The sequence below is a fragment of the Streptomyces sp. NPDC046716 genome (assembly GCF_040645755.1).
Classification (GTDB): domain Bacteria; phylum Actinomycetota; class Actinomycetes; order Streptomycetales; family Streptomycetaceae; genus Streptomyces.
Genome location: NZ_JBEYYU010000016.1, coordinates 105,286 through 126,304 on the forward strand (window position 1 = coordinate 105,286; position 21,019 = coordinate 126,304).

The window sequence follows — 21,019 nt, forward strand, 5'->3', positions numbered from 1 at the left end:
GTCGAACGGGGTGGGGTTGCGTGCTGGGTGACGTACGAAGTGGCCGCGGTGCGACCGGCATCGGCGAGCTCGCTAGAGGGTGGCGTCCAGCCAGTCGAGGACCGCGTTCTGCATGGGCTCGGTGAAGACGTGGCCGAGGCCGGGCCAGGTCTCTGTGCGCAGCCGGTCCCCCGCCTTCCGGGAGCGCCACACCGTGCGCATCCGCTCGTACGCGGCCTCGACGCCCTCGGCGGTGAACAGGGTGTCGTCGGCGCCGTCGAGGAAGTACATCGGGCGGGGTGCGGCGATGCTCGCGACGTCCGGGATGTCGAGACGGCGGGCGAGGCCGGGGTGGAGCACGGGCAGGTTGCCGCCGACCGGCTCGGCCGCGCGGGCCGGGCCCGCGCCGCCCGTGACGAGCGCCGCGGCTGCGGCCCCCGTCACGAAGCTGCGGCGCCCGATGGGCGTCTCAGGCATGGGGCCGCCAATCGCCGAGGTAGGTGGCGCGGGTGTGCTCGGCGGCCCGGTCGGCGGTGAGCTGCGGCCGGTTCCCGGGCACCGAGATCACCGCTCCAGGACCGGAGTTGCGGTACTCGGCGAAGCGCATGCTCTGCCACGGATAGGCGTCGCGCATGGTGGTGTACGGAGTGACCGGGTCGATCCCGGGACCGATCCACGTGTCCCGCACGACGAGCGAGGGCCAGGCCGTCGTCTCGTACGTGGGGACCCACGGCCGGGCGATCTTGTACGCGGCGTCCTCCGCGCCGGAGGTGATCCGGCAGCGCGCGGCGAGGAAGCCGTAGGGGTTCGCGCGGGCCGTGGCCGGGGCGAACACCATGCCCTTCGGTGTGAAGTCGACGTCGCGCGCGAGAGTGTGGAGGCGGCAGCGCTCGAAGACGGCCCGGGCCCGCCCGAAGACGAAGTCGACGTCGCCCTCGATGTGGCAGTTCCGGTAGTACTGCCGGTCGAAGGAGTCCAGGGCGGTGGTGTCGGCGAACAGAGTGTCCTGGTGGGCGAGGAACCGTACGCCGTCGAAGAGCGACCGGTCCCCCGTGACGTACGCGGCGACGGCCTGGGTGCCGGTGATGTCGGGGTGGTCGGCGCGCAGCCAGTCGTTGGCGAGGGTCAGGCCGCGCACGGTGAGGCCGGGTGCGGCGGAGGTGAAGGTGGCGGAGCCGGCGGTGCCGTACGTTCCCGAACCGTCGGGTTTGACGGTCCCGTTGGCGTTGTCGTGGACGATGACGGCGTCGGAGGCGGTGGTGCGGTCCGCTCCGCGGATCGTCAACTCGGCAGCATTGGCGGGGATGTTGACGACTTCCCGGTACGTTCCCGGATGGACGACGATCGTCCAGCCGGGGCCGCCGACCGCGTCGACGGCGGCCTGTACGGAGTCGCCGGGACGGACGTGCAGGGTGCGCCCGCGGTGAGGCGTCGCGGCGAAGGCGGTCGCGGCGAGCACGCCCGCGGCGGCGGCGAGGACGGTGCGGCGGCGCGTCACGGCCGTACCCGCCGTGGCGTCCAGTCGCCGAGATAGGCGGCGGGTGTCGCGGACTCGCCCTCCTGCCGGGTGAGTTGAGGCCGGTTCTCCGGGACGGTGACGGTCGCGCCGGGGCCCGTGTTGCGGTACTCGGCGAACCGCATGCTCTGCCACGGGTGGCTGTCCGACATGTTGGCGTAGGGCGCCACCGCGTCGATGCCCGCGCCGAGCCGGCTGTCCCGGACGACGAGGGACGGCACGGCCGTGGTGTCGGAGCTGGGCACCCAGGGGCGGGCCAGCTTGTAGTACGCGTCCGGGGCGGTGCTCGTGATCCGGGATCGCGTGACGAGGTAGCCGCGCGGGTTCGCGCCCGCCGTGGAGGGCGCGAAGACGAATCCGTACGGGGCGGCGCCCAGGTCGGTGCGGTCGAGGGTGCGGAAGTGGCAGTGGTCGTACACCGCCGTCGCCCGCCCGAAGACGAAGTCGACGTCGCCCTCGGCGTAGCAGTCGCGGAAGTACTGGCGGGCGAAGGCCGTCAGGGCGACGGTGTCGGCGTAGAGGGTGTCCTGGTGGCCGAGGAAGCGGCAGTCGAAGAACGCGGACCTGTCCCCCATCACCTTGAGGGCGACGGCCTGGGTGCCGGTGATGCCGGGGTGGTCGGCGCGCAGCCAGTCGTTGGCGAAGGTGATGCCCTGGGCGGTGAATCCGTCGCCGCGCAGGGTGACGGTGGCCGAGCCGGTGGTGCCGTAGGTGCCCGAGCCGTCGGGCTTCTGGGTGCCGGCCGCGTTGTCGTACACGACGACGGTGTCGCGGGGGTTGCCGGTCGCGCCGATCCAGGTCATGTCGGCGACCGCCGCGGTGATCGTCTCCCGGTAGACGCCGGGGGCGAGGACGAGGGTGTGGGCGGCGGTGGCTGCCGCCTGCACCGTGGTGAAGTCGCCGCGGCCGTGGGGGTCTACGTAGACGGTGTCGGGGTCTCTGCGGTGGGTGGGGGTGCCGTAGGGGCCGAAGGGGGTGCCGTTGCCTGCGGCGCGGGCGGGGGTGGTGGTGGCCAGGGCTGTGGTGACGCCGATGCCCGCGGTGATGAATCCGCGGCGGGTCAAGGGGCTCAAGGGGGCTCCTTCGTGGACGGGTGCGGGTCCGGTGGGGGCTGGTCGCGCAGTTCCCCGCGCCCCTGTCGGGTTGTCGGTCGGCTGTCGGCCGGTGGCCGCTTCTCGCGCAGTTCCCCGCGCCCCCGAGGCAGGCGCTTCGCGCCGCCTCCCCCTGAGCGAGCGGAGCTCGCTTCAGGGGCGCGGGGAACTGCGCGACCAGCCACGACGAAAGGCGCGCGTGAGAGACGACCCGGGGACGCGGGGAACTGCGCGAGAAGCCCCACCGGGCCGGCGGGCAGGAAGTCCGGTCAGCGGAGCCGAGCTGCTCCGGCGCCCCGGGCGACGAGCCGGCTCACGGACTTGGCCGCATCCACGTGAAGCCGCAGCTCGGGCGTCCACCCGGCATCGGCCCTCAGCGGAGCATCGGCGTTCGCCGCGTTGTAGGCCGCGATGACGTCGGTGCCGACGCCGTTGACGACGTTCCCCTTCGCGGTGAGGGGATAGTCGTTCCAGCGATGGAGGATCGCGCCGGCGCCGACCCCGTCCGGCAGGGTGAAGGAGTTCTTCTCCGCGTAGAGCTGCGACTTGAACCCGATGCCGAACGAGTAGCCGTAGTCGGCGTTCGCGACGTAGGAGTTGTTGTAGGCGTCGACCTGGCCGAAGCGGACCCGCGGCGCGCGCTCGACGAGGTTCTTGAAGAGGTTGTGGTGCAGGGTGACGCGCAGCCTGCCCTCGTCGGTGGCGGCGGCGCCGTCGCTGTTGCCGATCATCAGGGTCTTGTCGTGGTCCTCGAAGACGTTCCAGGACGCGGTGACGTAGTCGGCGCCCTTGACGATGTCGAGTTCGCCGTCGTGCTGCTGGTAGAGGCGGCCGTAGTAGGTGGGCAGCGTGGAGTCGGGGTGGTCGCCGTCCGTGAAGGTGTTGTGGTCCAGCCAGACGTGGGTGGAGCCGTAGACGACGGCCGCGTCGTACTCGGAGTTCCAGTTGCCGGTGTCGCCGTCGGTCGGGTCCCACTGCGGGAAGCAGTCGAGCGGTGATTCCAGGGTGAGTCCGCGCACGATGACGTTGTCGACGCCGGTGATCTGGAGGCTGCCGCCGACGATGCCGGCGTTCTTGCCGACGCCCACGAGGGTGGTGTTGGCGGGCACGTTGGCCTTGATGGCCTGGGCCTGGGCGGTGGCGGAGGTGGCTCTCAGGTCCTCCTGTTCGCCGCTGACCTCGTTCTCGTAGCCCCAGACGGCCGGGTCGTAGTCGGCGAGGTACTGGTCGAGGTCGTAGCCGTCGGCGGCGAAGTCGTCGCAGGTCGAGCCGTCCGCGTCGAGCGTCCCCCTGATCTTGATGATCTTCGGGGCGGTGCCGCCGGCGGCGAAGGCGGCCTTCAGTCCGGCCCAGGTGGTGACGGTGTAGACGTGCGCGGCGTCGGCGGCGGCGCCCCCGGTGGTGCCGGTGGTCGCCGAGGCCCAGCCGTCGCCCGCGGCGAGGGTCTGGCGGCCGGTGTCCCTGCCGTGTGCCTGGGCGGTGCCCGTGGTGCCGGTGACGAGGAGGACCAGGGCCGTGCAGCCGACCAACCCAGATATGACGCGTCCATGACATTTGTATGTGTTCACTGTGGGCTCCTTGCCGAATCAGGCGGGTGTCGTGCCGGGCAGCCAGGTCAGTCGCGACTGCCAGGTGTCGGAGAGCTCGTCGATCTCGTCGCCGGTGCGGCGCACGTCGCGGGCGGGCAGCACCCGGGCGCGCAGCAGTTCGCGGGCGACGAGCCGGGCCAGGGCGATGGCGCCGGGCGGATTGCTGTGGGTGTTGTCCTGTTCGGTGGCGGTCCAGTTGAAGTAGACCTTCGTCTCCTCGACGCCCAGCCGCTGCCACAGCGCGAGCGACAGGGCCTGGATGTCGAGCAGCGCGACGCCCTCCTCCTTCGCGAGGGCGCGCATCGCCGCCGGGTAGTCGCCGTGGGTGGGCAGCGCGTTGCCGTCGGCGTCGAACCTCCTGCGCTCGACGGGGGTCGCGAGCACCGGCCGGGCGCCCCGGGCGCGGGCTCCGTCGAGATAGAGCCGCAGATACCGCTGGTACGTCGACCAGGGCTCGGTGTAGCGGGTGGGGTCGGCGCTCTTCTCGTCGTTGTGGGCGAACTGGACGAGGAGGAGGTCGCCGGGGCGGATCGCCGCGAGGACGGTGTCGAGGCGGCCCTCGTCGAGGAAGCTCTTCGAACTGCGCCCGTTGACCGCGTGGTTGGCGACCCGGACGCGCTCGCCGAGGAAGAACGGCAGGGCCGTGCCCCAGCCCGTCTCGGGTGCGGCGTCGGCGTACTTCTGGGCGGCGGTGGAGTCCCCGGCGATGAACAGGGTGCGGTGGTGCGCCGGACGGGGGCGGGCGGCGGCGCGGCTCGCCGCGGCCGCCGTGAGCGGAAGGGCCGCGAGCGCGGCCAGGGTGGTTCTTCGGGTGGTCGGCACGACGGTGCGCCGTCCTTTCGTGACGTGCGTGCGGGTCGTGGTGGCCGGGCCGGCGGAGGGCGCTGCCGCCACCGGCCCGGCGTGCGACGGCTAGTTGGCCTGCTGCTTCCAGTCGTCCTGGGCCTTGTTCAGCTGGTCGGCCATGGTGTCGAGGAAGTCCTTCGCGGACTGCTTGCCGAGCAGGACCTTCTGGAAGTTGGCCTCGTTGTCGGCCTTGGAGATGGTGTTCCAGTCGGGCAGGTAGTACGGCAGCTGCACGATCTTGGTGGAGCCGGACTCCAGCGCCTCGGCGGCGAGCCGGGTGGGCTCGGCCTTCTGGACCCAGGCGTCCTTGGCGGCGTCGGTGTTGGCCGGGATCTGGCCCGCCGACTCGTTCCACTTGCTGTTCTCGCTGTGCGAGGCGGCGAACTCGATGAACTTCCAGGCGGCCGTCTTGTTCTTGCCCGCCTTGAACAGGCCGAGCCCGTCGACCGGGTTGGAGACCTGGACGCGGGTGCCGTCGTCACCGGTCGGGTTCGGCAGGCCCTTGAACTTGTCGGCGCCCAGCGCCTTCACATGGCCGGCGTAGGAGCCCAGGTTGTGGTTGAGCATGCCGATGGTGCCGCTGTCCCACTGGCTGACCATCTTGGTGAAGTCGTTGTTGACGTCGGCCGACGGGGTGGCCTTCTTGAAGAGGGCGGCGTACTTCTCCAGCGCGGCGACGTTCTTGGGGTCGTTGACGGTCGTCTTCTCGTTGTCGGCGTCCCAGAACGAGGTGATGCCGCTCTGCCCGTACATCACGTCGAGGGCCTGGGCGATGGAGCCCTCGCCGCCGCGGATGGTGTACCCGAACTGGTTCTTCGACGTGTGGGTGAGCTTCGTGGCCGCCTCGAAGAATCTGGACCAGGTGGTCGGCGCGTCCAGGCCCGCCTTGTCGAACATGTCGGTGCGGTAGTACAGGACGCCGTTGTTCGCGGAGGTCGGGATCGTGTACAGCTCGCTGCCGCCGCCGGCCGCCTTCACCGAGTCCACGAACTTGGCGTTCAGCTTGTCGTTGAGGGAGCCGGTGGCCAGCCGGTCGCCGACCGGTTCCAGGGCGTTCTGCGCGGTGAGCGTGGCGAGCATCGCGGTGCCCACCCCGCCGACGTCGGGCAGGCCGCCGCCCTGGATGGCGGTGTCGTACTTGGACTGCACGTTCTCCGCGGGGATGCCGACGTACTTGACCTTGATGTCGGGGTACTTCTTCTCGAAGTCCTTGATGATCTCCATCCAGACGTCCCGGCGCACGGCCGTGTTGTTGTCCCAGAAGGTGATCGTGCCCTTGCCGGAGCCCTCGTCGCCCTTGTCGCCGCCGGAGCCGGAGCCGTCGTCGCCACAGGCGGTGGCGGTCAGGGCGAGCAGCGTGGACAGGGTCACGGCGGTGCCGGTACGGAGCGCGCCTTTGCGCATGCGGATGTTCATGATCGGCTCTCTTCTTCTGGATCGGACGGATCAGGCGGAGCAGACGGATCAGGCGGATCAGGCGGATCAGGCGGATCAGGCGGATCAGGCGGATCAGGCGGATCAGCTGGATGGCACGGGGGCCTGTGAGGTGGCTTCGGTGCTGCGGAAGCCGGTGAAGAGGGCGGTCCCGGCGGGTCCCGTACCGCCGGGAACCGCCCCGTCCGGGGCCGCGGCGAACAGGCCGAGCAGTGCTCCGACCCAGCGCCACGGCAGTGCGGCGAACATCTGGCCCGAGGGCCGGAATCCGTCGCCGGTGTCGACGAGGAAGCGGCAGCGCGCCCCGTCGGAGAGGTCGATGCGCAGCCGCGCCGTGCCGTCCGGCGCCGGGCGCGGGCGGGCGGCGGCGCGCTCGGTGTAGGCGGTCGGTCCCTCGGTGAACCGGTGCACGACGTGGACGGTGCCGTCGGCGGCGCGCTCCAGGCCGATCCAGGAGTAGGCGTCGCCCAGTACGACAAGTCCCGCTCGGGCGCCTGGAGTTGTGGCGTCGAGGCGGAGGCCGACCTCGATCCGGGAGGGTGCCAGGGGCAGGCGCTGGGTGAGGACGTGCGGGACGCGGCGCAGGTCGCGCACCCCGTCGGCGGAGCGCACGCAGGTCAGGCGCAGTCCGTCGCCGCCGTGCGCCGTCGCGAGGCCGTCGCGGGGGTTGGCGGTCCACTGCCACTGCCGGCCGAACCGGCCGCCGGGGAAGTCGTCGTCGGCGGCGGGCGCCGTGACCGGCTGCGCGGGCAGATCCGGCTTGGGGTGGACGCGCACGGGGACGCCGGGCGCGTCCTCGGCGCCGAGCACCGGCCACCCGCGCGCGTCCCAGCGCATCGGCTGGAGATGGACCACACGCCCGTACGCGCCGCGCTGCTGGAAGTGCAGGAACCAGTCCTCGCCCGTGGGCGTCGTCACCCAGCCGCCCTGGTGCGGGCCGTTGACGTCGGTGGCGCCCTGTTCGAGGATCACACGCTCCTCGTACGGGCCGAAGAACGAGCGGGAGCGGAAGGCGCCCTGCCAGCCCGTCTCCACGCCGCCGGCCGGGGCGAGGATCCAGTACCAGCCGTCGCGCCGGTACAGCTTGGGGCCCTCGACGGTGAACCAGCCGGGGATCCGGTCCCCGTCGACCAACAGGGTTCCCTCGTCGAGGAGTTCGGTGGCGTCGGCGCTCATCCGGTGGCCGGTGAGCCGGTTCTTGATGCCGGCCCGCGACTTGGCGTAGGCGTGCACGAGGAACGCCTCGCCGCTCTCCTCGTCCCACAGCGGGCAGGCGTCGATCAGGCCCTTGCCCGCCTTCAGCAGGTGCGGGCGGCTCCAAGGGCCCCTGATCGAGGGCGCGTTGATCTGCTGGATGCCGTGGTCGGGGTCGCCCCAGAAGATCCAGAAGCGGTCGTCGTGGTACCGGATCGAGGGCGCCCACACCCCGCAGTCGTGGCGCGGCGCCGTGAACGCCTCGGTGGGTTCGAGGCGGTCGAGGGCGTGTCCGATCAGGGTCCAGTTGACGAGGTCGCGGGAGTGCAGCAGGGGCAGTCCCGGCGCGCGGCCGAAGCTGGAGGCGGTGAGGTAGAAGTCGTCGCCGACACGGCACACGTCGGGGTCGGACCAGTCGGCGGCGAGGACCGGATTGCGGTACGTCCCGTCGCCCAGGTCACCGGTGCGCGGCCCGGGTCTCATGCCGACACCGCCTTTCTGACCAGGGCCGCGGTCCGCTCACGGTCGAGGCGGCCGTCGGCGACGACCGTGACGATCCGGCGTACGGCGGTGTCGCCGGGGGCGATCGGCAGGCGCTCCTCGGCGGCGAGCGAGGAGCCGACACCGGGGTACTCGGCGGTGCGCACGAACCACGGGTCGCGCCGGGTCCCGGCGGTGGCCCCGGCGAAGACCAGCGTCCAGCCGTCGCCGGTCAGGGCGAGCCAGTCGGCGGGGCGGCCGTGCACGGCGTCCTCGCCCTCGGCGCCCGCGGTGCGCACGGTGGGCGGGGCGCTCTCCTTGGGCGCCCGCCAGAAGAAGCCTCCGTAGGCGGCGCCGGAGCGGCCGTTGGTGGCGGGGCTGCCGACGGTGACGGGCTCGTGGCCCGGATTGGTGAGCGCGAAGGTGAGGTCGAGCGCCCAGGCGTCGTCGGCGAGCCGGGTCGCGGCGACGGTGCGGCGCTCGCGCAGCAGCACGCGCGTGTCCGCGATCCAGTCCAGGTCCTCGACGCAGCCGTCCGGGTCGCGGAGCTTGAACTCGCGGTGCCGCTGCTCGCCGTGGTTGTCCAGTTCGGTCGGGCCCCGGCCGCGCACATAGGTCCGCCCGCCCCAGAAGTTGTGCCCGTCGACGTCCGGCACGGCGACGCCGACGCCGAGGTGGTGCGGGTGGTCGGCGGGCGCGTACTCCGTGACGGGGATGCCGGCGAGGGTGGTCACCGGGTGCAGGAACGGGCGCGGTGCGCTGCGTCGGCCGAGGTCGGCGTGGACCTCGTAGCGGGCGACCGGGCGGCCCGCGCAGTGCAGGGTGAGGGGTGCGGCGGCGATCCGGTTCATCGGGCGGCCTCCTGTTCCGTGCGGGCCGGGTCCGTCTCCCGCCGGGCCCAGTCCGCGCCGAGCCCGGCGAAGCCGGTGAGCGTGTCGGCGCTGGCGGCGACGAGTCCGTCGATGCCGCGCACGACCCTGCGGACGGTGCCGTCGCCCCCGCCGCCGGGCACCGTGTGCCACGCGTCGGCGGGCAGCGGGAGCGGGTCGGGCGCACGGCGGACCGCCTCGACGACCCGCATGAACGCGCCGGTCGCGGCGGGGGTGACGAGGAGCCCGGTGGCCCCGGCCGGGTCGGTGAGATGGTCGACCAGGTTCTCCAGGAGGTCCGTACGGGCGTACGTGGTCTCCTGCGGTCCGTGTCCGGCGCGCTGCACGAGGACGCGGTCCTGCTTGTACCAGAAGGTGATCCGGCCGTGGCTGCCGTGCACGACGACGTAGGGCTCGTCGGGCCGCTCGGCGCACAGGGTCGCGGCGACGGTGACCCGCGACCCGGTGCGGGTCGTGATCGAGACGTACGAGGTGTCGTCGGCCTCGATGGCGTTGGCGCGGAACAGTTCGGTGCGGATGGCGGTCAGGTCGTCGGCGCCGGTCGCGCCGTCGAGGGCGAGGCCGGTGGCGACGGCGTGGGCGAGGGGGTTGGTGAGCACGCCGTCGACCACGTCGACGGAGCCGCCGGTGCCGTCCGTGAGCCTGCGCCGCCCGGACCAGGGGGCGCGCCGGAAGTAGGCCTCGTCGCGGACCCAGGCTCCGGCGGCGCCGATGCCGAGGGGTTCGCCGATGACTCCGTCCCGTACGAGATCTCGTACCTGGGACACCGCGTGCGAGCCCAGCGACTGGAACCCGATCTGGCAGGCGACACCGGCCTCGGCGACTCCGGCCGCCATCCGCTCGTACTCCGCGTACGACGGCGCGGGCGGCTTCTCCAGGAGCAGGTGCACGCCCCGCGCCGCGGCGGTGAGCGCCAGGTCGGTGTGGGTCGGGATCGGGGTGCAGATCACGGCGGCGCGGGCGCCGGTGCGGTCCAGGAGGTCGCCGAAGTCCGCGGACTGGGCGACGCCGTCGAAACCGGCGAGTTCGCCGTCGTCGAGCGGCTTCAGCTCGCAGACTCCGGCGAGGGTGACGCGGCCCGCGTCGGCGAGGCGCCGGATGTTGTTGAGGTGCCAGCGGCCGTGTCCGCGCGCGCCGGCGAGGACGACGGGTACCGGGATCATGGTGGTCATCCCTTCACCGCCCCGGCGCTGAAGCCCGTGACGAGCCACTTCTGGATGAAGGCGAAGACGATCACGACGGGCACGGCGGCCACGACACCGCCGGCGGCGAGCGCGCCCAGGTCGACGGAGTCGGCGCCCATGAGGGTGGCGAGGCCGACCGGGATCGTCTGCTTGCTCTGGTCCGAGAGGAACATCAGGGCGAACAGGAAGTGGTTCCAGCTGTGCACGAAGGCGAAGGAGCCCACGGCGATGAGTCCGGGCCGCAGCAGCGGCAGGACGACGGCGCAGAAGGCGCGGAAGCGTCCGCAGCCGTCGACCCAGGCGGCCTCCTCCAGGGAGGGCGGCACGTTCCGGATGAAGCCGCTGATCAGGATCATCGTCAGCGGCAGCTGGAAGACCGTCTCGGCGATGATGACGCTGCCGAGGGAGTTGATCATCTTCAGGTTGGCGAAGATCTCGAAGAGCGGGACCAGCATCAGCGCGCCCGGGATGAACTGCGAGCACAGCAGCGCCAGCATGAAGGCCCGCTTGACCTTGAAGTTGAAGCGGGCGAGCGCATAGCCGCCGGCCAGCGCCACGACGGTCGTCATGAACATCGAGGCGACGCCGACGAGCAGGCTGTTCTGGAAGAAGGTGGCGAACGCCCGCTCGTTCCAGACCTTGTCGAAGTGCTCGAAGGTGAGCGGCCACGGCACGAGCGAGGTCGAGCCGGTGGGCCGGAACGCGAACAGCAGCATCCAGTAGAAGGGGATCAGCGTGAAGACGAGGTACACGCCGAGCGGCACGTAGATCTGCCAGCGCGGTACGTCGTCCCAGGACGACCCCTTCTTCGAGGGCTTGATCTCCAGGCGGTGGCGGCCGGGCTCCGGGCGCACCGGGGCGGTAGTGGCGGTCAACTGCGCTTCCTTGACGGTCACTTGTCGTCGCCCCCGAACTTGCTCAGGCGGAGATAGATCATCGAGCAGAACAGGAGGATCACGAAGGCGATGGAGGTCAGCGCGGACGCGTAGCCGAAGTCGTGGCTGTCGACGGCGATGGAGGCGATCCGCAGCGGCAGGGTCGTCGTCTCCCCCGCGGGTCCGCCGCCGGTGAGGGTGTAGAGCAGGTCGACGTTGTTGAACTCCCACACCGCGCGCAGCAGCGTGGACAGGATGATGGCGTCCTTCAGGTGCGGCAGCGTGATGTGGAAGAACTGCCGCATCCTGCTCGCGCCGTCCACCTCCGCGGCCTCGTACAGGTCCTTGGAGACGGACTGGAGGTCGGCGAGGATGAGGATCGCGAAGAACGGTACGCCGCGCCAGAGTTCGGCGGTGACGACGGCCGGGAAGACGGTCGCGGTGTCGGACAGCCACGACGTCCCGTAGCTGCCGATGCCCGCGTCGGCGAGGTAACGGGTGATGCCCGTCTGGGAGTTGTAGAGCAGCATCCAGATGGACGAGGTCAGCACGCCGGAGACGGCCCAGGGCGAGAAGACCAGGGCGCGGGCGAGGCCGCGGCCGATGAACGTCTGGTTCACGACCAGCGCGAGACCGAGCCCGAGCAGGAGTTGCAGGACGACCTGCACCACGACCCACTGGAGGCTGAAGCCCAGCGTGCTCCAGAAGTCGGGGTCACTGGTGAACGCGGTGACGAAGTTGTCGAAGCCCGCGAAACCGTTCCGCCAGGGCTTGGTGGGGTTGTAGTGCTGCAGGCTGTAGTAGAAGACGCTGATGACGGGGTACGCGATGAAGCCCAGCATCAGCAGACCGGCGGGCGCGATCAGCAGATACGGCAGCCTGCGCGGGGTGGCGGACGTGCGGCGGCGCCGGGGCGGCGGTCCGGCCGGCGGGGCTTTGGCCACGGCTGCGGCTTGGGCCATGACGGGAACTCCGTTCTCAGTGGCTCAGGTCGGTACGTCGTGCGGGTGAAGCGCTTCGCGGACGATGTTCGAGATGTCGATCATGGGGAGCCGGGGCCGGGTCCCGCCCGGCCGCGGTCTCAGCTCGCGTACGGGTCCGGCACCTTTCCCGGCCTGGCCAGGAAGGCGAAGTCGCAGCCGGTGTCGGCCTGCGTGATCTGCTCGTTGTAGAGCGCGCCGTAGCCGCGCTCGTACCGCTCGGGCGGCGCGCTCCACTCGGCCCGGCGGCGCGCCAGCTCCTCGTCGCCGACGTCGAGCCGGAGGCTGCGGGCGGCCACGTCGAGGGTGATGCGGTCGCCGGTGCGGACGAGCGCGAGCGGACCGCCGATGTACGACTCGGGGGCCACGTGCAGGACGCACGCCCCGTAACTGGTGCCGCTCATCCGGGCGTCGGAGATCCGCACCATGTCCCGTACGCCCTGCTTGAGCAGGTGGTCGGGGATCGGCAGCATGCCGTACTCGGGCATGCCGGGTCCGCCCTTGGGGCCGGAGCCCCGCAGCACCAGGACGCTGTCCGCGGTGATGCCCAGCTCCGGGTCGTTGATGGTGCGCTGCATCGTCTTGTAGTCGTCGAAGACGACGGCGGGCCCGGTGTGCTTGAGCAGGTGCGGCTCGGCGGCGATGTGCTTGATGACGGCGCCGTCGGGACAGAGGTTGCCGCGCAGGACGGCGACGCCGCCCTCGGCGGCGACCGGGTTGTCGCGGGTGCGGATGACGTCGTCGTCGTGGACGGCGGCGTCCTCGATCTGTGTGCCCAGCGTGCCGTTCACCGTGGGCCGTTCGAGGTGCAGCAGGTCGGTGATCCGGGAGAGGAAGGCGGGCAGTCCGCCGGCGAAGTGGAAGTCCTCCATGAGGTACGTCTGTCCACCCGGCCGCACGTTGGCGAGGACGGGCACGGTGCGGGCGATGCGGTCGAAGTCGTCGAGGGTGAGCGCGACGCCCGCGCGGCCGGCCATCGCGATCAGGTGGATGACGGCGTTGGTGGAGCCGCCGAGGCCGAGCACGGTGGTGACGGCGTCGTCGAAGGCCTCGCGGGTGAGGATCTCGGAGGGCCTGAGCGCGGTCCAGGCCAGCTCGACGGCGCGGCGCCCGGAGGCGGCGGCCATCCGTTCGTGCGCGGAGTCGACGGCGGGGACGGAGGACGCGCCGGGCAGCGTCATGCCGAGGACCTCGGCGGCCGCGGTCATGGTGGAGGCGGTCCCCATGGTCATGCAGTGCCCGGGCGACCGTGCCAACCCGCCCTGGAGTTCGCGCAGTTCGCAGTCGGTGAGATTGCCCGCGCGGTGCTCGTCCCAGTACTTCCACATGTCGGTGCCGGAGCCGAGGGTCTCGCCGCGCCAGTGGCCCGGGAGCATCGGACCGGCGGGCACGAAGAGGGCGGGGACGTCGGCGGAGGTGGCGCCCATGAGGAGCGCCGGGGTCGACTTGTCGCAGCCGCCGAGCAGCACGGCCGCGTCCACCGGATAGGAGCGCAGAAGCTCCTCCGTCTCCATGGCGAGGAGGTTGCGGTAGAGCATCGGGGTCGGCTTCTGGTACGTCTCCGAGAGCGTGGAGACGGGGAACTCCAGCGGGAAACCGCCCGCCTGCCACACGCCCCGCTTGACCGCCTGGGCGCGCTCGCGCAGGTGGACGTGGCAGGGGTTGATGTCGGACCACGTGTTGAGGACGGCGATCACCGGGCGACCCCGGTACTCCTCGGCCTCGTAACCGAGTTGGCGCATCCGGGCGTTGTGCGACCAGGTGCGCAGGGCGCCCTCGGTGCCGTACCACTGGTGGGAGCGCAGCTCCTCGGGGGCGAGCCGCGGGCGGTCGGGGGCGGCGGTCATATGGACCACCCCGCCGCGATCCCGGCCACCTCGGCGCGCTGCGCCTGCGGCAACTCCTGGCTCGGGGGCCGGACGTCGCGGCGGCACAGGCCGAGCGAGGCAAGGGCCTCCTTGACGACGGAGACGTTGTTGGCGGAGGCGTCGGCGGCGCGCAGCTCCTCGAAGCGGCGGATCTGCTCCCAGACCTTCATCGCGGCCGGATAGTCGCCGGATCGAAGCGCTTCGATCATGGACAGCGAGACGCTCGGGGCGACGTTCACCAGGCCGGAGGTGAAGCCGGTGGCACCGGCCGAGAAGTAGGAGGGGGCGTACGGTTCGGCGAGCCCGGCCACCCACACGAACCGGTCGAGGCCCGCGTCACGGGCGAAGGCGGCGAAGCGCGCGGCGTCCGGGACGGCGTACTTGACGCCGATCACGTTCGGGCAGGCCGCGCCGAGTTCGGCGAGCCGGGCGCCCGGCAGCGTGGCGTTCTTGATGTAGGGGACGACGCCGAGCTCGGGCACCGCGTCGGCGACGGCCCGGTGGTAGTCGACCCAGCCGCCCTCGGAGACGTACGGGTGGACCGGCTGGTGCACCATCACCATCTGCGCGCCGTGGTCCCGGGCGTGCCGGGCGGCGTCGATCGCGGTCGGCACGTCGTGGCCGACGCCGGCCAGGACGGCGGCCGAGGAGCCCGCCTCGTCGAGGGTGACCTCGGCGACCAGGCGGCGCTCGTCGGCGGTCAGGGCGTAGAACTCACCGGTGTTGCCGTTCGGCGTGAGGATGCGCACGCCGCCGTCGAGCAGGCGGCGCAGCAGGGTCCGCAGGACCGGCACGTCGACGGCGCCGTCCGCGGCGAACGGTGTCACCGGGATCGCCACGACGTCGGCGAGCGCGGCCCGCTGGATCTCGAACGAAGCCTTCGGCGCGGTCATGACGGCTGCTCACTCTCTTCTTCACTGGCCTCGGGGAAGGCCCGCTGCACGAACGACGCGATGTGGTCGCGCAGTGCGCGCGAGGCGCCCTGCGCGTCTCCGGCCAGCGCGAGTTCGAGGATCTCCCGGTGCTCGGCGGCCTCCCGCTCCCAGGACGGGTCGGCGGCCCAGGCCACCGCGGAGACCAGCGCGGCCTGGTCGCGCACCTCGTCGAGCATCCGGCCGAGCAGCGGGTTGCCGCAGGGGGCGTAGAGGGCGCGGTGGAACTCCCGGTTGGCGAGCGAGCGCTGGGCGGTGTCGGCCGCGGTGTCGGCGGCGCGCAGGGCGTCGCGGGCGTCGTCGAGGGACGCCTTGCGGCGCACGGTGCGGCGCAGGGCCTCCGGTTCGAGGAGGAGGCGCACGTCGTAGACCTCGCGGGCCATGTCCGCGTCCACCATGCGCACCGTGACGCCCTTGTACTGGTTCATCACGACGAGTCCGGTCCCGGCGAGCGTCTTGAGCGCCTCGCGCACCGGCGTCTTGGAGACCCCGAACTGCGCGGCCAGGTCGGTCTCGACCAGGGCCTGGCCGGGTCTCAACTGGCCGGTCAGGATGCGGCGCTTGATCTCCTCCAGGACGAACTGGGTGCGGGAGGGAATCGGGGTGGGCACAGAGGTCATGCGCGCCTCTCGGTGTGGGCCGGGGTACCGGGTACCGCGTATCACGTATCGCGTCTCATATATGACGTACGAAGTACGACGCGTTGAAGCTAGAAGCACGAAGTTGTTTCGTCAACGCTTCCGGCAAAAGAAGTTGCAACCGGGAGGACTTCGGCCCGAACGCCGGGCGGATTAGGGCAGTTGACCGATCCCGGAAGCGGGGCCTTAGCCGCAGCCTGAGCTGCCATGACGACTCCGACCGTGCTGCGCGACCGATCCGCCTCCCGTTATCTGCTCGCCGTCTTCGTGTCCGGCTTCGGCACCGGTGCGCTGTGGCTGGTGGCGGGGGTCTGGACGAAGGAGCTGACCGGCTCGGACGCCCTGGCGGCGCTGTGCGTGAGCGCGCTGTGGGCGCCGACCCTGGCGGGCCCCTGGCTGGGCGCGGTCGCGGACCGGTTCCGGCGCGGGCGGCTGCTCGTGGTGGTGAACGCGTCCCTGGCCGTGCTCCTCCTCGCGCTCCTCGCGGTCGACGGCCCGGACCGGTTGTGGATCCTGTTCACGGTGCTGGTCCTGTACGGGGCGTGCGGGGTGGTCACGGAGGCGGCGGAGTCGGCGTTCGTGGCGGGCGCCGTGCCCGGGGACGTGCTCGGTGACCTGAACGGGCTGCGCATGTCGGTGAACGAGGGCACGAAGATCCTCGCGCCGCTCACCGGGGCCGCGCTCTACACGGCGTTCGGCGGGGCGCGGGTGGCGCTGCTCGACGCGGTGACGTTCGCGCTCGCGGCGGGCCTGTTCGCGTCCATCGCGGGCCCCCGGACGGAGCCCCGGGTGCGCCGCGTCCGGCTCCGGGCCCTGGACGGCGTACGGGAGTTGTGGGCGCGGCCGCCGCTGCGCCGCCTCGTCCTGGCCGGGGGCGCCGCCATGTTCCTGTCGGGGATCGCCGCCGGGTCGCTGTTCGCGGTCGTCGGGGCGCTGGGCCGCGCGCCGTCGTACACGGGGGTGCTCTACGCGGTGCAGGGCGCGGGCTCCGTGGCGTCGGGTCTGCTGACGGGCCCGCTGCTGCGGCGGCTCGGCCCGCACCGGTTCGCGGCGTACGGCATCGCGCTGTTCGCGCTCGGCACGGCGGTGCGGGCGGTGCCGTACGACGCGGCGGCGCTGGCGGGCGGCGCGGCGATCGGGTGCGGGCTGCCGTGCCCGCTGGTGGCGGCCCTGACGACGGTGCAGCGCGCGACGCCGGACGCGCTGCTCGGCCGGGTGACGGCGGCGGCGCACACCGTGCTGTTCACGCCGACCGCGGTGGCGCTCGCGGCGGGCGCGGGTCTGGTGGCGGTGGCGCCGCCCGGGGTGCTGCTGCCGGTGGTGGGCGCGGCCGGCCTGGCGGTGGCCTGCGCCGCGGGGGCGGGGGCCCGGCCCGGGGGGCCTACGGGCGCCAGCCCGGATCGCGGCCGCTGAGGCCGACGACCCGGTCGGTGAGCGACGCGCCCTCGGACACCGCGACGACCGGGCCGAACAGACCGCCGCGCCCGCTGTCCTCCACGGCGGGGGCGAGCAGCGCGTGGGCGGCGCCGAGGGCCGCCTCGTCCGGGGTGTACTCCTGGCCGGTGGCGCGGGCCAGGTCCCAGCCGTGCACGACGAGTTCGTCGGCGGTGACGAGACCGGCGACGGCGCCGGGCAGGTCGAGGCCGCCCGCGTGGGTCGTGCCGTCCCAGGCGGCGGGGTCCCGCCAGGCCTCGACCAGCTCGTCGAGCGCCTTGGGCAGGGCGGCGCGCCAGTCCGGGGCGAGCTCGGGCAGGGTGCTGCCGGGCTGCGCCGTGTTCTCGTCCGCGCGCTCCTTGCGGGCCGTCGCGCGCAGGCCGCCGGCGAGCCCGACGAGGTGGCCGATGAGATGGCGCACCGCGTAGTCGGGGCAGGGCGTCGGCAGGTCGAGCTGGTCCTCGCGGACCCCGTGGGCGAGCCGGGCGACGATCCGGGCCTGGGGGCCGAGGTCGACTGTCGTGCCACTCATGGTGACCCTTCCGGTGAGGCGTGATGTCCGGTGTTCACCGGTACTGACCCCGCCGCGGCCCGGAACTCATCGGTGCCGCCCCTCACAGCTCCGCGAGGGCCGCCGTGACGAGGCCGAGGTCCGCGTCCGAGGCCAGTCCCGCGTGGTAGAGCCGCAGCTCGCTCGCGCCCAGCTCGCGGGCGGCCCGCGCGTCGGCGGCGAGGGTGTGGGGGCTGCCGCCCATGCCCCGTACGACGGTGAGGTTCGCGGCGAGCACCGCCCGGCCCCGCCCGTCCTGCGTGTCCTGCTCGTGCTGCGCGTCCTCCTCGGCGAAGGGCTTCAGCAGCCCTGCGCCGCCCGTGCACGGCACGACCACCCCGTCGGCGACGGCCAGGATGTGCGCGGGGTCCACGCCGGCGTTGGCGCCGCAGTGGTAGGAGACGGGGTCGGCGTGGAGCAGGACCTGGAAGCCGGCCGGGGCCGCTTCCCGTACCGCCGCCACCGCGGCTTCCTGGAGGCTGCGGGCGGTGGCGTCGCGGTAGGCGCGGGTGGCGGCGGCCGGTGCGGCGCCGAGCAGCTTCTCGACGCTCCCCCAGCCGTCGTCGGCGGCCTCGCCCCGCCATACGGGCTCCAGGGCGGCCCGCACCGAGTGGCGCAGCTCATCGGCGTCCAGGCCGTGTCGGGCGTAGCCGCTCCGGCAGTCCGGGCAGAAGCAGAGCGACATCAGGTACTGCCCGGCCTCGCCGAGGCCGACGCCGCCGGTCTTGTCGTGGGCGTGCAGATGCGCGAGGCCGTACCAGCCGAGCGATTCGAGTTCGGTGCCGCGGGCGCCGGGCCGGGTGGCGGCCTCGGCGGCGAGGGCGACGAGGTAGGCGCGGGTGGCGGGGCGGGCGATGCAGGGGGCCCACGGGTAGCGGTCGCCGTAGGCGTTGACGACCGAGGTGTCCGGATGTTCGGCGCCCAGGCGCGAGTTGTGGGCGAGGACGACCCAGGTGTGCACCTCGAGACCGGCGTCGGCGAGCGCGGCGGCGGCCTCGCCCCAGGCGTCGCCGGGCGCCCAGTCCCCGGCCGCGTACGGCCTCAACTCGGCACCCGCCCAGCGCTGTTCGTCGACCGGATAGAGCACGGAGGCGTGTTCCGCGGTGACGACGCGGTGCCGGGGGTGGCGGGGGGTGAGGGCGCGGGTCGAGTGGTAGGCGGCGGCGAGGGTGACCTGCTGGACGCCGAGGCCGGCGATGCGGCGGGCGGCGTCCGGGTCGCCGACGACGTCCCAGGGGTAGACGAAGGCGGAGGTCTTCACGCGTCCTGCTCCTCACTCGCGGCGGCACCGGGCGTGCTCGGCCGGTCCAGCAACTCTCCTGCCCGGTCGATGAGTTCGGCGAGTTGTTTGACGTGCTCCCCGGTCGGCTCGTGCAGCGGCGGGCGGACCTCGCCGACGTCGAGCCCGCGCAACCGTACCCCGGCCTTCACCAGCGCGACCGCGTAGCCCCGCCCCTGGTTGCGCAGTTCGACGAGCGGCCGGTAGAAGCCGTCGAGCAGCGCGTTCACCGTGGTGTCGTCGCCGGTGTTCACCGCCTTGTGGAAGGCCTGCGCGATCTCGGGCGCGAAGCAGAACACGGCGGAGGAGTAGAGGGTGATGCCGATGCCCCGGTAGGCGAGCATGGTGAGTTCGGCGGTGGGCAGCCCGTTGAAGTAGAGGAAGTCGTCGCGCACTCCGGAGGCGCGCACCGCGCTCACGGTCCGCTGCATCAGGTCGAGGTCGCCGAGTCCGTCCTTGAGTCCGATGACCTTCGGGTGGCGGGCGAGCGCGACGACGGTCTCCGGGGTGAACACGGCGTTGTCGCGCTGGTAGACGATGACGTCGAGGGAGGTCGCGTCGGCCAGCTCGGTGTAGTGCCGCAGCAGGCCCTCCTGCCCGGCGACGACGAGGTAGGGCGGCATCGCCAACAGGCCGTCCGCACCCGCCCGTTCGGCCGCGCGCGCATAGCGGACGGCGAGCGCGGTGCCGTAGCCGGCGCCCGCGACCACCGGCACCCGTCCGTCGGTCGCCTCGACCGCGGCGGCCACGCACGCCTCGAACTCCTCGGGCGCGAGCGCGTGGAACTCCCCGGTGCCGCAGCAGGCGAAGACGGCGGCGGCCCCGGCCTCGACGCCGCGCCGCACATGGGTGCGGTAGGTGTCGAGATCCACGGCGCCGTCCGGCCCGTACGGGGTGACGGGGAAGAAGAGCGGGCCACTCGGGACACCGAGTCGAGCGGCGAGGGCGGCTGACGTCACGGGCTCTCCCTGAGCGTTGCACGCACGCATGTGCATGTTTCTGATCAGCGTTTATATTTCTGAACGCATGTACCGTAAGCCGCCCCAAAGCAGACGGTCAAGCGTCCGAACTCGGCGGGACCTTGACGGAGCGGGGCCACCTCCTTAGCGTGTCCACGAATGTGAATGCCGCTCACGCATGGACATGGAGAACTCGCACATGTCAGTCCCCTCCGCGCCCCGCACCCTCCTGCTCACCGGCGCCGCCGGCGGACTCGGCACCCTGATGCGCGAGTTGCTGCCGCGGCACGGGTACACCCTGCGCCTGCTGGACGTCCGGCCCGTACCGGACGCGCCGGACGCGATCGTCGCGGACCTGAACGACACGGAGGCGCTGCGCGAGGCGGTACGCGGCGTCGACGGCGTCCTGCACCTGGCGGGCATCTCCCTGGAGTCGACCTTCGACAAGATCGTCGAGTCGAACATCAGGGGCACCCAGCGGCTCTACGAGGCGGTCCGCGCGGAGGGCGGGGCCCGCGCCGACGGCACGGCGCCCCGCGTCGTCTTCGCCTCCTCCAACCACGCGATCGGCTACACCCCGCGCCCGCGCACCGAGGACGGCGACCCCCTGGTCCCGGTCTCGACGCTCCGCCGCCCCGACACCTTCTACGGCCTGTCCAAGTCGTTCGGCGAGGATCTGGCCCAGTTCTACTGGGACCAGCACCGCATCGAGACGGTGTCGGTCCGGATCGGCTCCTGCTTCCGCGAGCCCACCGACGTCCGCATGATGTCGGTCTGGATGAGCCCCGGCGACGGCGCCCGGCTCTTCCACGCGGCGCTGTCCGCGCCGGACGTCGGCCACACCGTCGTCTACGGCTCCTCCGCCAACACCCGCGTCTGGTGGGACCTGTCGAGCGCCCGCGCCCTCGGCTACGAGCCGCAGGACGACTCCGAGGCGTACGCGGAGAAGCTGCTCGCCGAGTTCGGCCCGCTCAGCGACGACAATCCGGCACACCGGTACATGGGCGGGCGTTTCATCAACGACCCGCCGATCTGGCCCTACTGACCCACCCGCCCCCGTGGACCATCCGGTCACCAAACGGGCCCGCCCGCCCCGGGGAACGGGCATCCGCCCCGCCCGAACCCACATGATTCCCGGCTCCCGCCCTGGTCCGCGCCGGGCAGCCGCGCCCTGAAACGGACAGAAACGGTCCCTATCGCTTCCGCAACAGACCTGGTCACCACTCCGTGCCGCCGGTAGAAATTCCGGAGCGGGCCCCACCGGGCCCGAACGGGCACCATGGCACCAGGGCACGGAGGGG

The 21,019-nt window shown here is 72.5% G+C and carries 18 protein-coding genes and 1 pseudogene; 2 read left to right on the forward strand and 17 right to left on the reverse strand.

The features are described from left to right. Positions 1-72: 72 nt before the first annotated feature. The 14 genes and pseudogenes from ABZ930_RS15100 to ABZ930_RS15165 form a co-directional block, all read right to left on the reverse strand. Positions 73-339: pseudogene (locus ABZ930_RS15100) on the reverse strand (hydrolase); the annotation flags it as partial. A gap of 109 nt (positions 340-448) precedes the next feature. Beyond that, complete coding sequence (locus ABZ930_RS15105; RefSeq protein ID WP_361547241.1) at positions 449-1,438, reverse strand: pectinesterase family protein; 990 nt, start codon at positions 1,436-1,438, stop codon at positions 449-451. A 35-nt stretch (positions 1,439-1,473) separates the two neighbouring features. Further along, a complete protein-coding gene (locus tag ABZ930_RS15110; protein WP_361547140.1) occupies positions 1,474-2,568 on the reverse strand; it encodes a pectinesterase family protein in 1,095 nt (364 codons plus the stop codon). Between the two features lie 287 nt (positions 2,569-2,855). Next, positions 2,856-4,154, reverse strand: coding sequence for a pectate lyase (locus tag ABZ930_RS15115; protein WP_361547143.1), 1,299 nt, complete (start codon positions 4,152-4,154; stop codon positions 2,856-2,858). A gap of 18 nt (positions 4,155-4,172) precedes the next feature. Continuing rightward, positions 4,173-4,997: a rhamnogalacturonan acetylesterase gene (locus ABZ930_RS15120; RefSeq protein ID WP_361547146.1), complete on the reverse strand. Its 825-nt coding sequence runs from the start codon at positions 4,995-4,997 to the stop codon at positions 4,173-4,175. A 90-nt stretch (positions 4,998-5,087) separates the two neighbouring features. Continuing rightward, positions 5,088-6,437 carry a sugar ABC transporter substrate-binding protein gene (locus tag ABZ930_RS15125; RefSeq protein ID WP_361547149.1) on the reverse strand — a complete coding sequence of 450 codons (1,350 nt, stop codon included), beginning with the start codon at positions 6,435-6,437 and terminating at the stop codon, positions 5,088-5,090. A gap of 102 nt (positions 6,438-6,539) precedes the next feature. Next, positions 6,540-8,132, reverse strand: coding sequence for a family 43 glycosylhydrolase (locus ABZ930_RS15130; protein WP_361547152.1), 1,593 nt, complete (start codon positions 8,130-8,132; stop codon positions 6,540-6,542). Then, positions 8,129-8,980 (reverse strand): PmoA family protein, encoded by an 852-nt coding sequence (locus tag ABZ930_RS15135; protein ID WP_361547154.1) that lies wholly within the window; start codon positions 8,978-8,980, stop codon positions 8,129-8,131. The genes ABZ930_RS15130 and ABZ930_RS15135 overlap by 4 nt, the downstream gene beginning before the upstream one ends. After that, entirely contained in the window at positions 8,977-10,182 is a 1,206-nt protein-coding gene (locus ABZ930_RS15140; protein WP_361547157.1) for a Gfo/Idh/MocA family oxidoreductase, read from the reverse strand. The genes ABZ930_RS15135 and ABZ930_RS15140 overlap by 4 nt, the downstream gene beginning before the upstream one ends. Before the next feature lie 5 nt (positions 10,183-10,187). After that, on the reverse strand, positions 10,188-11,057 hold the full coding sequence (locus ABZ930_RS15145; RefSeq protein WP_361547244.1) for a carbohydrate ABC transporter permease: 870 nt from the start codon (positions 11,055-11,057) through the stop codon (positions 10,188-10,190). A 38-nt stretch (positions 11,058-11,095) separates the two neighbouring features. Then, positions 11,096-12,040 (reverse strand): sugar ABC transporter permease, encoded by a 945-nt coding sequence (locus ABZ930_RS15150; protein WP_361547160.1) that lies wholly within the window; start codon positions 12,038-12,040, stop codon positions 11,096-11,098. A gap of 119 nt (positions 12,041-12,159) precedes the next feature. Next, entirely contained in the window at positions 12,160-13,905 is a 1,746-nt protein-coding gene (gene araD / locus ABZ930_RS15155) for an L-arabinonate dehydratase (protein ID WP_361547163.1), read from the reverse strand. After that, entirely contained in the window at positions 13,902-14,819 is a 918-nt protein-coding gene (locus tag ABZ930_RS15160; protein WP_361547166.1) for a dihydrodipicolinate synthase family protein, read from the reverse strand. Before ABZ930_RS15160 ends, araD begins: the two co-directional genes overlap by 4 nt. Further along, positions 14,816-15,478: a GntR family transcriptional regulator gene (locus ABZ930_RS15165; protein WP_361547169.1), complete on the reverse strand. Its 663-nt coding sequence runs from the start codon at positions 15,476-15,478 to the stop codon at positions 14,816-14,818. The genes ABZ930_RS15160 and ABZ930_RS15165 overlap by 4 nt, the downstream gene beginning before the upstream one ends. A gap of 225 nt (positions 15,479-15,703) precedes the next feature. On the opposite strand from ABZ930_RS15165, the gene ABZ930_RS15170 reads away from it, so the two are divergent. Beyond that, positions 15,704-16,909, forward strand: a complete 1,206-nt coding sequence (locus tag ABZ930_RS15170; protein WP_361547172.1) for an MFS transporter — start codon at positions 15,704-15,706, stop codon at positions 16,907-16,909. Here the strand turns inward: ABZ930_RS15170 and ABZ930_RS15175 are convergent. From ABZ930_RS15175 to ABZ930_RS15185, 3 genes are all read right to left on the reverse strand, one after another. Beyond that, positions 16,878-17,462, reverse strand: a complete 585-nt coding sequence (locus ABZ930_RS15175) for a TIGR03086 family metal-binding protein (RefSeq protein ID WP_361547175.1) — start codon at positions 17,460-17,462, stop codon at positions 16,878-16,880. The genes ABZ930_RS15170 and ABZ930_RS15175 overlap by 32 nt on opposite strands. 82 nt (positions 17,463-17,544) lie before the next feature. Beyond that, positions 17,545-18,741 (reverse strand): hypothetical protein, encoded by a 1,197-nt coding sequence (locus ABZ930_RS15180; RefSeq protein ID WP_361547178.1) that lies wholly within the window; start codon positions 18,739-18,741, stop codon positions 17,545-17,547. Then, positions 18,738-19,718: a 5-dehydro-4-deoxyglucarate dehydratase gene (locus ABZ930_RS15185; RefSeq protein WP_361547181.1), complete on the reverse strand. Its 981-nt coding sequence runs from the start codon at positions 19,716-19,718 to the stop codon at positions 18,738-18,740. Before ABZ930_RS15185 ends, ABZ930_RS15180 begins: the two co-directional genes overlap by 4 nt. Before the next feature lie 199 nt (positions 19,719-19,917). Here ABZ930_RS15185 and ABZ930_RS15190 point away from each other — a divergent pair, with 199 nt between their 5' ends. Continuing rightward, positions 19,918-20,763: an NAD(P)-dependent oxidoreductase gene (locus ABZ930_RS15190; RefSeq protein ID WP_361547184.1), complete on the forward strand. Its 846-nt coding sequence runs from the start codon at positions 19,918-19,920 to the stop codon at positions 20,761-20,763. Positions 20,764-21,019 lie beyond the last annotated feature (256 nt).